This window comes from Streptomyces sp. AgN23 (assembly GCF_001598115.1).
Lineage (GTDB): Bacteria > Actinomycetota > Actinomycetes > Streptomycetales > Streptomycetaceae > Streptomyces > Streptomyces antimycoticus.
On sequence record NZ_CP007153.1, the window covers coordinates 242,897 to 256,666 of the forward strand.

General features: G+C 68.1%; 12 protein-coding genes and 2 pseudogenes. 4 read left to right on the forward strand and 10 right to left on the reverse strand.

Annotation, left to right across the window (positions count from 1 at the left end; genetic code table 11):
• Nucleotides 1–338: 338 nt before the first annotated feature.
• Nucleotides 339–724 (forward strand): annotated as a pseudogene (locus tag AS97_RS01170) (alpha/beta fold hydrolase); the annotation flags it as partial.
• A 247-nt stretch (nucleotides 725–971) separates the two neighbouring features.
• Here the strand turns inward: AS97_RS01170 and AS97_RS48855 are convergent.
• From AS97_RS48855 to AS97_RS48860, 4 genes and pseudogenes are all read right to left on the reverse strand, one after another.
• On the reverse strand, nucleotides 972–1,118 hold the full coding sequence (locus tag AS97_RS48855) for a hypothetical protein (protein ID WP_349017574.1): 147 nt from the start codon (nucleotides 1,116–1,118) through the stop codon (nucleotides 972–974).
• A 117-nt stretch (nucleotides 1,119–1,235) separates the two neighbouring features.
• A complete protein-coding gene (locus AS97_RS46680) occupies nucleotides 1,236–1,352 on the reverse strand; it encodes a hypothetical protein (RefSeq protein WP_247204753.1) in 117 nt (38 codons plus the stop codon).
• 242 nt (nucleotides 1,353–1,594) lie between these two features.
• Nucleotides 1,595–1,968, reverse strand: a pseudogene (locus AS97_RS48410) (four-carbon acid sugar kinase family protein); the annotation flags it as partial.
• Nucleotides 1,956–2,363: a four-carbon acid sugar kinase family protein gene (locus tag AS97_RS48860; RefSeq protein WP_349017575.1), complete on the reverse strand. Its 408-nt coding sequence runs from the start codon at nucleotides 2,361–2,363 to the stop codon at nucleotides 1,956–1,958. The pseudogene AS97_RS48410 and the gene AS97_RS48860, both read right to left, overlap by 13 nt.
• A 719-nt stretch (nucleotides 2,364–3,082) precedes the next feature.
• On the opposite strand from AS97_RS48860, the gene AS97_RS01185 reads away from it, so the two are divergent.
• Nucleotides 3,083–5,065, forward strand: coding sequence for a polysaccharide lyase family 8 super-sandwich domain-containing protein (locus tag AS97_RS01185; protein ID WP_247204192.1), 1,983 nt, complete (start codon nucleotides 3,083–3,085; stop codon nucleotides 5,063–5,065).
• Between the two features lie 78 nt (nucleotides 5,066–5,143).
• Here the strand turns inward: AS97_RS01185 and AS97_RS01190 are convergent, their stop codons facing one another.
• Genes AS97_RS01190 through AS97_RS01205 form a run of 4 tightly spaced genes read right to left on the reverse strand, consistent with a single transcriptional unit; the run spans nucleotide 5,144 to nucleotide 9,387 of the window.
• Nucleotides 5,144–6,223 (reverse strand): glycosidase, encoded by a 1,080-nt coding sequence (locus AS97_RS01190; RefSeq protein WP_210564174.1) that lies wholly within the window; start codon nucleotides 6,221–6,223, stop codon nucleotides 5,144–5,146.
• Nucleotides 6,224–6,225: 2 nt separating this feature from the next.
• A complete protein-coding gene (locus AS97_RS01195) occupies nucleotides 6,226–7,059 on the reverse strand; it encodes a carbohydrate ABC transporter permease (protein WP_086710995.1) in 834 nt (277 codons plus the stop codon).
• Nucleotides 7,060–7,069: 10 nt separating this feature from the next.
• Nucleotides 7,070–8,077 (reverse strand): sugar ABC transporter permease, encoded by a 1,008-nt coding sequence (locus tag AS97_RS01200; RefSeq protein WP_210564175.1) that lies wholly within the window; start codon nucleotides 8,075–8,077, stop codon nucleotides 7,070–7,072.
• 11 nt (nucleotides 8,078–8,088) lie between these two features.
• Entirely contained in the window at nucleotides 8,089–9,387 is a 1,299-nt protein-coding gene (locus AS97_RS01205) for an extracellular solute-binding protein (RefSeq protein WP_210564176.1), read from the reverse strand.
• 224 nt (nucleotides 9,388–9,611) lie between these two features.
• Here AS97_RS01205 and AS97_RS01210 point away from each other — a divergent pair, with 224 nt between their 5' ends.
• Both AS97_RS01210 and AS97_RS01215 read left to right on the forward strand, forming a co-directional pair.
• The gene (locus tag AS97_RS01210) at nucleotides 9,612–10,709 is read left to right on the forward strand and encodes a LacI family DNA-binding transcriptional regulator (protein WP_210564177.1); all 1,098 of its coding nucleotides are present in this window, start codon (nucleotides 9,612–9,614) and stop codon (nucleotides 10,707–10,709) included.
• Between the two features lie 192 nt (nucleotides 10,710–10,901).
• Nucleotides 10,902–11,381, forward strand: a complete 480-nt coding sequence (locus tag AS97_RS01215; RefSeq protein WP_210564178.1) for a hypothetical protein — start codon at nucleotides 10,902–10,904, stop codon at nucleotides 11,379–11,381.
• A gap of 98 nt (nucleotides 11,382–11,479) precedes the next feature.
• On the opposite strand, the gene AS97_RS01220 is transcribed toward AS97_RS01215, so the two are convergent.
• Together AS97_RS01220 and AS97_RS01225 are read right to left on the reverse strand one after the other, a co-directional pair.
• Nucleotides 11,480–12,637, reverse strand: coding sequence for an FAD-dependent monooxygenase (locus AS97_RS01220; protein WP_210564179.1), 1,158 nt, complete (start codon nucleotides 12,635–12,637; stop codon nucleotides 11,480–11,482).
• Nucleotides 12,638–12,736: 99 nt separating this feature from the next.
• Nucleotides 12,737–13,726, reverse strand: coding sequence for an amidohydrolase family protein (locus AS97_RS01225; RefSeq protein ID WP_059148122.1), 990 nt, complete (start codon nucleotides 13,724–13,726; stop codon nucleotides 12,737–12,739).
• Nucleotides 13,727–13,770: the final 44 nt, after the last annotated feature.

Below are 13,770 nucleotides of genomic sequence, written 5' to 3' on the forward strand. Positions count from 1 at the left end.
AGTCGACAGAGTGCGACCAGGCGCCGTGACGACCGGGCGCTACGGTCAATGCCCGACGCAGTGATCAAGGAAGGTTCCACCGGCGACTCCTCACCGTCCGTACCCCGGAAACGGGCCGAAGGGTTCGGAGCGCACAGCGCCGCCGCGCACCTGCAGCACGATCGTCGAGGACGGCTCGCCGTAGCTGTCCCGCCAGGAGGGCACCTCGCCGTCCGGCGCCGTGAGGAGTGGCCCATCGCGGAGGCCGACGCACGGAATCAACCAGCACACCTGGCACCTTCGGCAGACAGTCGACACACCTCACCCCAGGGGAGGAGTCACCCCAGGGGAGGAGAATCATGAATGGCCCCGCAAGCGCCCCCCGCGTCTCCGGCAACCCGGTCCGCGACCTGCCGCTGCCCGACCCGGCCGGTTTCACCCACCGTTGGGTCGACGCGGGCCGCGTCCGGCTTCACGCGGTTGAGGGCGGCCAGCCGGAGGTCCGGCTGTCGTGTTGCTCACCGGGTTCCCACAGACCTGGTAGGCATGGCGCAAGGTGATGCCGAACCAGGCCGACCGATTCCACGTCATCGCGATCGACGTGCCGGGCCAGGGCCACTCCGAACGCCCGGACATCAGCTACGACACGCACGCGGTCGCTGCGCACGTCGACGCCGCGGTCAAGGCGCCCGGAGTCTCGACATACTGGCTGGTCGCCCACGACATCGGCGCTTGGGTCGCCTTTCCCTCGCCTTGGCAGGGCACTTCATCCCCGATGAACAGCCCGATGCCGTCGCTGCCGCGCTGACCGGCTTCATCACCGAATCGGATTGGCCGTGGCCGACGTCGACAGGCGTTCGATGACCATCGGCGGTGGCACCGCCAGACGAACGGCAGTGGGCCGGTTCGAAGTCACGCACCACTCTTCGGCCAGGGAGAGCCCAGCGGCGCATGCCCGTCAACGGAGCTGCCACGCCGTTGTTGTCCGGCCGTCAGGGGAACGTGGGCGCGAGCGCGGCAGCCTGTTCCGGAGTCAGGGGGCGCGTGGTGTGGCCTCTGAGCAAGAGGTACAGCTTGGCGGTCTCCTCCAGTTCCTCGATCGCGTCCGCGGCCCGTTCCAGGGTGGCGGCGGCGATCACGGGACCGTGATTGGCGAGGAGGAGTGCGTGATGCGTACGAGCCGTCTGCTCGGCGAGGGCGAGCCGTCTGCTCGGCGAGGGCGAGCCGTCTGCTCGGCGAGGGGTTCCAGAGCACTGTCACCGGGGGCGTGGCAGGGCAGCAGCGGTGGTGACGGCACCGGAGGTCTCGCCGCCCGCGACGATGAGCCGGCGCACCCCGCCCCCGACCAGGCGAAGGGCCAGCACGCCCAGCATTTCCTCGACCTGGGCGGCGGCCTCGTCCACACCCAACTGGGCCAGGGCAGCCCGGCGGCATGGAAGCGGGCGATCTGTTCCAGGGTGCGGGCCGAGCAGCTGCCGGCCAGGACGGCCGCCCGCCCTTCCTGGGGCAACCGCTCGGTGGTGGCCTGACCGGCACCGGGGTAGGCGTGCCCGATGCCTTCGGCCAGGCCCGCGGCTCCGGCGACGAGGGGGAGTTCGAGAGCCGCGGCACCGAGCACGGCGAGATCGTCGCCGGTCAGCGCGTCGGCGATGACGTGCCGGACGCCGGCCTGCTGATGCGCGATGAGGGCGTCGCGGACGGCCGTGGCTCCGCGGCGCATCGTGGCCCAGTCGATCAGGACCAGTGTCCCTGGTAGACGGTACGGCCGTTGGGCGGTGAGGCGGCGCAGTGAAGGGTGACGGCACCGCCGTCGGCGTCCATGAGGGCATCGGCGACCGGGCCGACGTTGCCCTTGGCGGTGGAGTCGAACGTGGAGCAGTACTTGAAGTAGATCGGCGTCGCGCCCCTGTTCCACAACCAGCGCTGGGCCGCCAGGGAATCAGCGACGGCCTCTTCGACGGGCACGGAACGGGACTTCAGCGCGACCACGGCGGCATCGCGGTCGGCGGGCGGCTCGGTGGTGTCGTCCGGGGGCCGAAGACCAGGGCGGTGCGAAGGCCCGCACGCCGGAAGGCCGCGGCGACATCGGTTCCGCCGGTGAAGTCGTCGGCATACAGTCGATACGCAGGGGCATGGTCAGGCTCTCTTCCAGCGGGTGTCCGGTACGGGCGGGTCGGCGCCGACGAGCGAAGATGGCATCGATACTCACGGCGGTGAAGCCGGTGGTCGCGGCGAAGCCACCGAGGGCGCGATCGGGGATGCCGAGAGCCTGGAGCATGCTGGTGCCGGTCACGAGGCTCCCATCCGCGCCATGCCCTGGCCGCATGCCAAAGGCACGCACTACAACGCACATCACCCTCACCGAACCCGGAACCAGCTGCCACCCGGCTCCCACCAACAACCGACTCCGATCCACTCCCCCGTCACCCATCCTGCGCACCCCGTCCTCGGTGGCCTGATCAACAAATACACTCCCACCGCTTGACCGGCATCGATGATGGTTCGAGTCCCACAGGCTCCCCGCCCGGCGGCAATGAGGCACGGCTGCCCGCATCCCGTCAGGGCCCGGGGCTTGGCCGAACGGGTCCCGCAGCACCCTCGTCGGCGCCATCGACGCATCGACCATCCCGCCCCCGATCCTCGGCCCTCGCCCCGCCGGGCGGCTGCCCGCCGCCCCCTAGGGGCCGAAGCCACCCGCGCCCTCCCGGCGTCGCGACTGTTGACGTACCCAGGCCACAGCCGGTAACTGTTTACGAGTCACTTTCAAACCGGTTTAGCAATCGGTGTGCACCAAGCCGAAGCCGTGACCGAATCAGCACCCGGAAGACCTCGTCAACCGACGCACGCCCCCCCACGGCAACGTTGTCAGGATCTGGGTGCGCCCAAAGGAGTCCGCATGACGGAAAATGGAGTGGTTCCCCTGCCCGATCGACGTCGCGTCCTACTCGGGGGCCTCGGGCTCGCCGCCGGTGTCGCCGGACTGACGCTGTCAGTACCGACTCTCGCGCGGGCTGCCGAAGCCAGTGGAAGTCAAGCGGCGACGGATGACATCCAACTCATCATCGAACGCCTGCAACAGCGGTTTCTTGCCCAAGGCGACCAGGTGAGAATCGCCAATGGCATCTTCCTCGCCCGTACGTCCGAGGCCCTGGCCTATGTCGAGTCCCTGCGCGCCGACGGCTCGTGGCCCAATGTGGACTACGGCGACACCACCAGTTCCGCCAACGGCCGGGTCTGGTCGCCTTATCACGCGCTGTACCGCATGATCGCGATGGCTCATGCCTACCGTGACCCGGGTGCCGCGGGCTACGGCAAACCGGAGCTGATCGAGGCCCTGAACCGCGCGCTTCTCTACTGGGACAGTGTCAAACCGACCAGCACGAACTGGTGGGAAGTCGAGATCGGCAAGTCGATGGCCATGGGCCGGGTGTCGATCTTCGTCGGCGACAAACTCAGCACCGAGGCGCGGGAGGTGACGTACGTCCACAACACCGGCCGCCTGGACCCGGCCGGGGCGAACGGCTCCTGGAGGACCGAGAACTACCTCTATGAGGCCGTCGCGAAGCACGCGACCGCCGACATCGAGCAGGGTTACGCCACCATGTCGCAGACGGTCGCCGTCGACGGCAGCGGTAAGGTCACCGAGGCCGTGCAGGTGGACTCGTCCTTCTGGGCGCATGGGGCGCAGCTCTACAGCGAGGGCTACGGCATGGCCCTGTTCACCATCGTCGCGGCCTGGGCCGATGTCGCGCGCGGCACCAGCTTCGCCTTCTCGCCCGAGAACATCGACGCCATCGCCTTCTACATCCTCGACGGGACCCGCTGGCTGATCCGCGGGGAGATCGGGATGATGTACCTCGGGTACCGTCCCCCCAACACCATTGATGGTATTACGAGTTACGCGGCCGACTTCCTCGAGCCGCTCGACCGGATGGTCCGGGCCGATGAGAGTAACTCGGCGGCATATCAGTGGCTTGCCGACAATATCCGCGGGAAGACCCGGGAGAACGGCGTCGTCGGGCATAAGTATTTCTGGCGCTCGGAGTTCTCCTCGCATCTGCGGGACGCGTATGGAATATTCACCAGGGTCAATTCCCCTCGTATGAAGGGCAGTGAGTACCGCTCCACCTTCCGGCCCGAAGTCGGCAACGAGATCGACTGGAACGCGGCGGGAGCCACCTCGATCCAGGTCACGAACCGGGAATACGACGACCTCGTACCCGCATTCGACTGGTTCCACTACCCGGGTGTCACCGCGCCTTACACCAAGGTGACGACGCAGTCGAGTCCCGCCAACCGCGGCAGTTTCACCGGCGGCGTCTCCGACGGGCGTTACGGGGCAAGCGTCTTCACCCTCGACCGGTTCTCGACCACCGGGCGCAAGAGCTACTTCTACTTCGACGATGAGATGGTCGCGCTCGGCGCCGGGATCAGTTCCACCTCGCAGTATGCCGTCCATACGACCGTCAATCAGGGAGCGGCCCGGTCCAATGCCTCCGTCGGCGGCAAGGCCGTACGCCCGGGGACCGATTCAGCTGCCACCGGCGCCTCATGGGCGTACAACGACGAGATCGGCTACGTCTTCCCGGAGGGCGGGCCGCTGAAGGTCTCGAACAAGGAGCAGACCGGGAGCTGGCTCGACCGTGATCCAGTGAAGCGGAATGCCTTCACCCTCTTCTTTGACCACGGAACCAGCCCGGACGGAGCCAAGTACGCCTACGTCCTCCTGCCCGGCGCGACACCCGAAAAGGTCCGCTCCTATGCGGCCAAGCCGGTCGTCAGGATCCTGCGCAACGACGAGCAGGTCCAAGCAGTCCGCCACCCGCGGCTGCGGCTGACGATGGCGACCTTCCATGCCGCGGGCTCCCTCGACCTGGGATCAGGCCGCACGCTGCGAGTCGATCAGCCGGCCATCATCATGCTCAACGAGGACGGTGACTCCGTCGTGGCGAGCGTCGCCAACCCCGACCAGCCCGGCCTGACGGTCTCCGTCACCCTTGCCGCACCCGGCCGCACCCGTCGCGCCAGCTTCCCGCTGGGCGCCGGCCCGAACCTCGGCAAGACGGTGACACAGCCCCTCAGGTGACGCGAAGCACAGACGTAAACCGGCTTGCGGCCGAACGGCGAGAAGCCGTCGGCCGCAAGCCGGTTCAGGTCAGAGGCGTCAGTCCGCGGTCCGCTCCAGGGCGGCTACGCCGATCGCGCTGTCCGCCATCCCGTAGAACACATAGACGGTCCCCGCGATGCGCTCGACCGCCGTCGGGAAGACAACGTTGCCAAGCGTTCCTACCGTCTCCTCGCGGGTCTCCGGAGACAGCCACGGCTCCTGCGAGCGCGCCAGCACCCGCGCCGGATTGTCCGGGTCCAGCAGCATGCCCCCGGCCCGGTAGACGGCGCCATGGCTGAGCTCAAAGCCCCTCGCGACCGGGCCGGTCACCCCGTGGTGGATGAGCAGCCAGCCCTCGGGCACCCGCAGCGGCGGCGGACCCGCACCGATCTTCGCCACCTCGAACGGCATCTCCGGAGCGGCCACCGGAGCGGAGTGCCGCAGCGAGGTCAGCGCCGAAAGATCGCGGCGGGCCGCCTCGGCGTCTACGTACGCGATCCAGATCGACGGGCGGCCGTCGGCCACCCCGGCCGGGGCCGGGGCGCCCTCGCCCGGGCGCAGCCAGTCCAGGTCCCACATCGGCCGGTGCAGCATCGCGAAGCTCGCACGGCCGTCGGGGCCGGGCACGATCTCGGGGAAGAAGACAAGGTCTTTATTGGGGAAGAAGTTCAAGTCGGTGGACAGGTGCGACTGATACGTGAAATGCAGTGGGCCCAGACGGCGCCAGGTGATCGTGTCCGTAGAGACGGCCAACGCGGGCCGCGGGCCGAGCGGCCCGTAGGCGACGTACGTCATGACGTGCACGCCCAGGTCGGGGACGAAGGTGATGCGGGGGTCCTCCACGCCGGCATTGTGTGCGCCCCGCTCGAAGCCTTCGTCCGGGGACAGCACCACGCCCTGGCGCTCGACGCCGACCGGTACGCCGTCTTCGATCACGACACGGGCGCGGCCGATCCGGGAGACATTGCCTGTCGCGACCATGCGGGGGAAAAGATAGAGCTCGCCGTCGGGCCCCCAGGCGGTGGCCGGATTGAGGACGCCCTCGGCCTCCAGGGGGTCGGTGGGGTCGGCGTTCATGAGCACGCCGACCCGCTTGAGTGCGTACGGGAGCGCGGTTTCGGTATTGCGCTGGGTCATACCTAGCCTTTGATCGCGGATCCGAGGTTGGCAGAGGTGAAGTGGCGCTGGAAGAGCAGGAAGAGGACGACGGCCGGCACCGCCAGCACGCAGGCACCGGCGAGCACAGCACCCATGGGGTTGGCCTGGAAGGTGGAATTGGCCTGCGAGAAGTTCGCCAGGCTGACCGCGAGGGGCTGCATCCCCTGGTCCTTGGTCACCAGGAACGGCCAGAGGAACTCGTTCCACGGGCCGATGAAGGTCACCAGCATGGCTGTGAGAATCGCCGGGCGCACCAGTGGCACCGCCACAGAGCGCAGGATGCGCAGCTCACTCGCTCCGTCCATGCGCGCCGCGTCGAAGATCTCGCGCGGGATCTGGAGGAAGTACTGGCGGAAGATGAGCACGGCGACGGAGTTGATGGCGAACGGCAGGATCATTCCGGCGTAGCTGTCGGCGAGGCCGAAGTAACGCACCACCATCACGTACAGCGGGATCATCAGCAACTGGAACGGGATCGCCTGGACCAGCAGGACGAGCGCGAACACCAGGCCGCGGCCGCGGAAGCGCAGGATCGCCAGGGCGTAGCCGGCCAGCAGGCCGAAGACCAGCGTGCAGACCACCACCCCGAGCGTCATGATCAGGGAGTTGGCCAGGGCACCCAACAGGCTGAACGAGTCGTCGATACCTGCGAGGTTGTCCAGGGTCAGGTTGCTCGGCTTCGGCAGCAGGCCGCCGAGGCCGGTGTCGCGCTTCTTCTGCAGCGCCCCGATGAGCATGTAGTAGAACGGCAGCAGCGCGGCGATGGCGCCCAGGCCGAGCGTGGCATAGCGCAGGATGCGGGCGATGCGCGCGATGTAGGCCATATCAGTCCCTCTCCATGACGCGCCGGGCGACGGTCGCGATGATGAGCACGCCGGTGACGAGAATCAGTCCGATGGCTGCCGCGGCATCCGGCTCGCCCTGCTCGATACCCCGCTGGTACACCAGCAGCGCGGGGGTGAGCGAGGCGCCGCTCGGGCCGCCGCCGGTGAGCAGGAACGGCTCGGTGAAGAGCTGCCCGGCAGTGATGATCGACAGCAGGATGACGAGCGAGGTGACGGGCCGGACGGCCGGCAGGGTGACGGCCCGGAACGCCTGCCAGCGCCCGGCTCCGTCGGTCAGTGCCGCCTCGTGCAGCTCCTTGGGCACGTTCTGTAGCGCGGCGAGGTAGAGCAGGATGTAGAACCCGAGCTGCTTCCAGGTGACGTAGACGGCGATGAGCGGCATCACCAGGTGCCTGTTCGCCAGCCAGGACGGGTCCGGGGCCCAGGGACCGAGGACGTTGTTGACGGCACCGGAGCCATTGAACAGAAACAGCCAGACCGCCAGCGTGGCGACCGAGGCCGTCACGTACGGCACGTAGTACGCCACCCGGAAGAATCCGCGCCAGCGAGTCGCGGCATTCAGTGCCGACGCCAGCGCGAGCGCCAGCACCACGGTCAGCGGAATGTTGATCGCCATGAACAACCCGAGGTTGGCGAAGGCGCGCTGGGTCTTCTCCTCGCCGAGGACCTCGGTGAAGTTGTCGAACCCGACGAACGGGTGCGGCACGGAGACGCCGGGCGCGGTGAAGAAGTAGTCGTGGAAGGCCATCCATACGCCGACCCCGAACGGGATGATGAACACGACCAGGACGTAGGCGGTGTACGGCGCGGTCAGGACGAGCCCGAGCGGGCTGTTGCCCAGCCAACGCTGGAGCCGCGAGGCGCCGGGCCGGCGACCCGGGATACGGCGTTCGGTTGCGGCTGCCGGCGGTGCGTGGCGGGGGTGCCGGCCGCGGGGCGAATCACCTGCGGCCTGGGTCCCATCGCGGCTGTCGCGGAGTGATTTCATGGTGTGCCTCGTCAGCCGGCGATCTGGTCGTCGATCTGCTGCGCGGCCTTGTCAAAGGTCGACTTCACATCGCCCTTCCCGGGCAGCACCGCGTCTTCCCAGGCTGTGCGGAACGTCTTCCACACCTCGGTCGAGCCGGCGATGTTCGGCACGTCCACCGCCCGCGGCACCGCGTCGGCGAAGGGCCGGTAGAAGGGATTGTCCTTGAGATAGCCCCCCGTGACGGCGGCCACGTCACTGCGGGTGGGGAACTGCCCCGTCTCTTCCAGCAGTGCCGCGTCGTTCTTCGCGCTCATCGAGAACTTGGTGAATTCCCAGGCGGTCCGCTTGTGCTTGCACGAGGTGAACAGACCGACGTTCTTGGAGTCCGCGAACGTCGATGTCTTGTCTGCCGGTATTCCCTCGGCCGTGGGCAGCGGCACCACGCCGTACTTCACCTTGCCGTCGAACTGTCCCTTGCCCCACGGCCCGGCGATGCCCATGGCGGCCACCCCGTCGGCGAACGGGCCCGCCCACATGTCGCCGCTGTACGCCTCCGGGGACGAGTAGCCGTTGGCGTACATCTGCTGCCAGAAGCCGAGGGTCTGCCGTCCGGCGTCGGAGGTGAAGGTGGCCTTCTTGTCCTTCACCAGTTGCGTGCCGCCGGAGTTGGCCAGGTACAGCGGATAGAAGTCGAACAGCGCATTGGTGTAGTCACTGGTCGCCGGCGGATACAAGGTGAACTTCGCCGCCTTACTGCTCTTGATCTTCTTCGCCGCGGCCAGCACATCGTCGTACGTGCTCAGCTTCGGATTCTCGGCGTCCAGGCCGGCCTTCTTGAAGACGTCCTTGTTGTAATAGAGCATGAACGGGTTGGTTTTCCACGGCACTTGATACAACTTGCCGTCCGGGGAACGGAAGCCGTCCGCGGCACCGCCGGAGCGCTTCTTGATGAAGGACTCGGCATCGCCGAAGGTGTCCGAGAGATTCACCAGGCCGCCCTGCTTCTGGAATGCGGCGACCGCCGCCGGAGCGGTGTTGTAGACGAGGCACGGGGTGTTGCCCGCGGTGATCGCGGCCCCGATGACGTCTTCGGTGGACTTGCCCGACGGAACCGCCTTGGCGGTGACCTTCTCCTTGGTGTGCTCAGCGTTCCAGGCATCCACTGTGGCCTTGGCCCAGACCTGTTCCTGCTTGTTCGTCGAGTACCAGATGTCGATCGGTCCCGAGGTCGGCTTGCCGCCGTCGGCGTCGCCCGAACCGCAGGCGGACAATGGCAGGACAAGCGCTGCGGCGGCGGTCAGCACCGTTACACGCGGAAAACGCCTCATTGTGCCCAACTCCTCTCCATGCGGGTTGTTGAGGGTCCGAAGCGACTCCCCTCTCGTCGCCGCCGGCCCGCCCCGTCAGAATGATCACCGCGGGGTTACGAGCGTCATCAAACCGGTTTAATATCTAAGCGTCAAGGACGGGTGCGAAACGTTTCGGTGACCCGGGTGGCACAGTTCTGCCACCCAGGAGCCGTACGTCCCGAATCACTGGAAGGCGAGGCGGTATGGTGCGGGGCCAGGACAGACCGGGTGGATCGGCGGACGGTTCCCGCCAGGCGACGCCTCCCCGGCCACGCCGGGGAGGGGGCAGTCGGCCCACGATCGGTGATGTCGCCGCGCTGGCCCAGGTCTCCAAGGCGACGGTCTCCTTCGTCATCAACGACCGCCCCGGGGTCAGCCCGCAGGCGCGCCAGCGGGTCCTGGAGGCGATCGACCAGCTGGGCTGGCAGCCCAACGCCGGCGCCAGAGCGCTCTCCACCAAGCGGTCCCAGACCCTCGGCCTGGTGATGCGCCGACCGCCGGAACTGCTGAGTACCGACCCGTTCTTCCCACAGTTCGTCGCCGGCATCGAGACCGGCCTCGCGCCGCTCGGCTACGCGCTCGTGCTGCAGGTCGTCCCCGATGAGGAAACCGAACGGCAAGCGTATGAGCGGCTGGCCCGTGACGGTCGGGTCGACGGCGTGTTCCTCACCGATCTGCGCACCGACGACCCGCGGCCCGCACTCATGACGGAGCTGGGCATCAGCGCACTGATCGTCGGACCAACGCAGCACGGCGGCCGGGTGCCGGCCCTCGGGGTCGACGACGGCAGCGGGGTGCGGCGTGCGGTCAGCCATCTGCGCTCGCTCGGCCACCGGTGGATCGGACACGTCTGCGGCGCCGCGGGGTATGTGCACACCGAGGCCCGGTGCGACGCCTGGCGCGGTGCGCTGGCGGATGCCGGCCTGCCCGAGATCCCACCCGTGGCGGCGGACTTCACCGGTGCGGCCGGCGCCCAGGCCACGCATCAGCTGCTGGACCTGGACCGGCCACCGACCGCCATCGTGTACGCCAACGACCTGATGGCCGTCGCCGGGATCACCGCCGCGACCAGCCGCGGGCTGCGGGTCCCCGAGGACTTGTCGGTGGTGGGCTTCGACGACATCCCGCTGGCCGACTGCATCGCGCCGCCGCTGACGACGGTGCGCCAGGATGTGCTGACCTGGGGACGCACCGCCGCGCAGGCACTGGTTTCGCTCACCGAGGGAGGAGAGTTCCAGGCTGCCGAGCTCCCGCCGGTGGAATTCGTGGTGCGGGCGAGCACCGCGCCGCCGCGGACTTGAGCGTGGAGCCGTGAGCGGGGGCGGGGCGGGCTCTCAGCTTCGGCCGGCCGGTCCCGTCGACGTACGCACTACGAGCCAGGCGGCAAGAACGGTCGCATCGACCGCCACGTTTCGTCCAGCTCCTGCAACGCGTCGGCGGCGGCCCGCCCGCCCTCGTAAGGGAAGCCGGCCGGGTGCACCAGCCCTGGCGGGGTGCCGTACTCCCCGGTCACCAAGGCGGATTCCGGCATCCGCGGCGTCAAGGACCCGCGGGAGAAGACCGTCGCCGTCACCTCCGTGGGCAGCCTGCCGGACATCGAGCTGTGCAAAGCCGCCGCCGACGCGGACATCCCGTACAAGGACCTGAAGGTCATCAACGGCGGGGGCGGCGCGAGCATCGTCGCGGCCATCGGCAAGGGCGCGGCGGCGGGCATGGTCAGCGATCCCCAGCTGACCCAGCTGGTCCGCTCCGGCACGTACCGCATCGTAGGGACCCGGACTTCCACCACGTGTCCCTGGTGGCGCTCGCCAACACACCATGGGTCCGATACGTGCCAGCCGCCGACAACACCGCACGCCCTGGCCGCCTGGTGTGGAGCGTGGCGGCATAAGCGAAGCAGCGGAGGCGGCGGTCTGAGCCACCCCGGCACGCCGTGTGCGGCCTTGCCGGTGCCAGGCCCGCGCGGAGCGTGACGCCGGGTTGATGCCCAGTCAGTATGAATGTTGCCGCACGGTGGGGCCAAATCGGGTAAATCTGGATCAGGTTGTTCCTCGGTACGGGGCCTTCGGGGTCAATCCGATGTGAAGAACTGGCTGCCCACACGTGCACCCAACGTGGATCTCTCCGCCAGTTCGAAACCGATCTCGGACAACGTGAGCAAGCGGTCGAGGCGTTGCACCTCCCAGTTTTCAAGTTCGGTGGCGGGAAGCGGATGCGGCGGTGCCCACCCTCGCAGGGCTGTTGCCAGGCCTGCGGCGTCGCCGAACGCCTTGGATGTCCCCGAAGCTGTGTGGGGCCGGACCGTGCCCGCCGCGTCGCCGATCAAGGCCGCGTGGTCGGCCATCATGCGTCGAGGGGGGAGGTCGAGCACCGGTTGCATGAAGACGTCCGACAGCCGCACCAGTTCAGCGAGGTCCGGTGGGAGCGAGGCGTCTGCCTGGTGGGCGACCTGCTCTGCGGTTTCGGACAGCAACTCGCCTGGCGGCAGGAAGTTCGCGAAGCGCTTTCCGGAGCGGCCGGTGAGGAGTTTCGGCAGATTCGGCTCGGGGACGTTGAGGTACCAGACCCAGTTGACACGCCGCGAGCCCTCTTCCCGCTCGCCGTTGGCCCCGGGAACCAGGTAGCACAGCATTTGCATTCCGCTCGACGTGAAGGACGTGAAGCGGCCCGAGAGAAGGTCCAGGAGATTCCCTGGCATCGCTGATTCGGGTTCCAGACCACGCCAGGCCACATAGCCGGCGTACGCCGGTCGGGAGGCGGGGTCTAGCAGTTGGCGGGTGGCCGACCCGATTCCGTCGGCGCCCACCAGGAAATTGCCGCGCGCGGTGTACCCGTCAGAGAACTCCGCGGTGACGTCGTGGCCGTCCACTTGTACGCGAGTGAGTGTGCTGTCCAGGCGGTAGCACATTCCGGCGAGGGGTTCCCGAAGTGCGCGGTAGAGGGCGTCCCATGCGGTCATGAGTTGCGGAGCCTCGTAGCGCGTGGCTTTGCCGTGCATGTGCAGTTGCTGGCGCTCGTGCAGTTCGACGCTCACCGACTGCGCTGGTACGCCCAGGCGGCTCAGCAGCGCCTCGACCTCTGGCTGCATGACGATACCGGCGCCGCGAGCCGACGTTTTACCCACTGATCTCTCGTAGACAGCTACCTCCGCGCCAACGGCTCGCAGTTCATGTGCCGCCGCCAGGCCGCCGACGGATCCGCCGATGACCAGTGCTGTGAAGGCATTCATCTCTGGAATCACACACCTCGGATGCCTCGCTACTGCGGGCACCTCGGAATCGGTCTCTCCGCGAGCAACCGGGTGCCGAGGAAAGGGAGCGGGGAGCCCTCAGGCAGGCCCTTGGATGCCGAGGAACGCGCGACCGTTCGCTTCGAGCGTCCTGGCGTCGAGGCCATGGTCCAGAAGGAAGCGCACAGGGTCCGGCTGCGCCATGTCGAAGGGATAATCGCTCCCGCACAGGATTCGATCCGCTGTGGCATGGTCCGTCAGAAGCCTGAGCACCTGGGGGTCGTGGGTGATCGTGTCGAAGTACAGCTTGGCGAACGAATCGGTCGGCGGGTCGCTGCTCCCCTGGCGTACGTCTTCTCGTGACCGCCATCCGTGTTCCCACCGGCCGAGCAGTGCCGGTGCGCAGCCTCCGCCGTGGACGAAGCAGATGCGCAGGTCCGGTAGTTCCTCCATGACTCCGCTCAGGATTACCGATGCCACGGCTGTCGTGGTTTCCACCGGGTTGCCGATGAGGTTGACCAGGTAGTAGTTCTTCCACTCCGGCCGTGGCAACTGCATCGGGTGGACGAGGACGGCCAGGTCCGCTTCGGCGGCGGCAGCCAGTACCTCGCGCATGACACCGTCGCCGTAGGACTGCCCCTGGACCAGGGGCGGGACGGCGACACCCGCGATGCCCTCCATGGCTGTGAGGCGCGTGATCTCGCGACGAGCGGCGTCCACGTTGTCCACACGGGTCAGGCCGAGTCCGACGAGGGTGCCGTCAGAGGAGGAGACAGCTTCCGCGAGTCGGTCGTTGTAAGCCGAGACATAGTCGTCCGCCTCCGATGGCGCGTGGACGGGGAAGGCGAAGGGTGGCGCTGAGACGGCGCGGGCGCCCAGGCCGACCTTCAGCGTGTCGGTGACGACCGCGTCGATGTCGGTCATTGCCGTGGTGGGGAAGAACAGCGGGTGGTCGCCCAGGTACAGCTCTCCGTCACGGTCGTTCATGCCGCCCAGAGGGGAGCCCGGCGGGAGGGAGAGCAGTTCCCGGGGCAGCCAGTGCGCGTGGACGTCGATGATTCCGGCGCGGACGCTTCCCGTTACAGCCATGTCTACTCCTCAACGCCGCCGGGCGGCGGGGTTGTCACGAGACG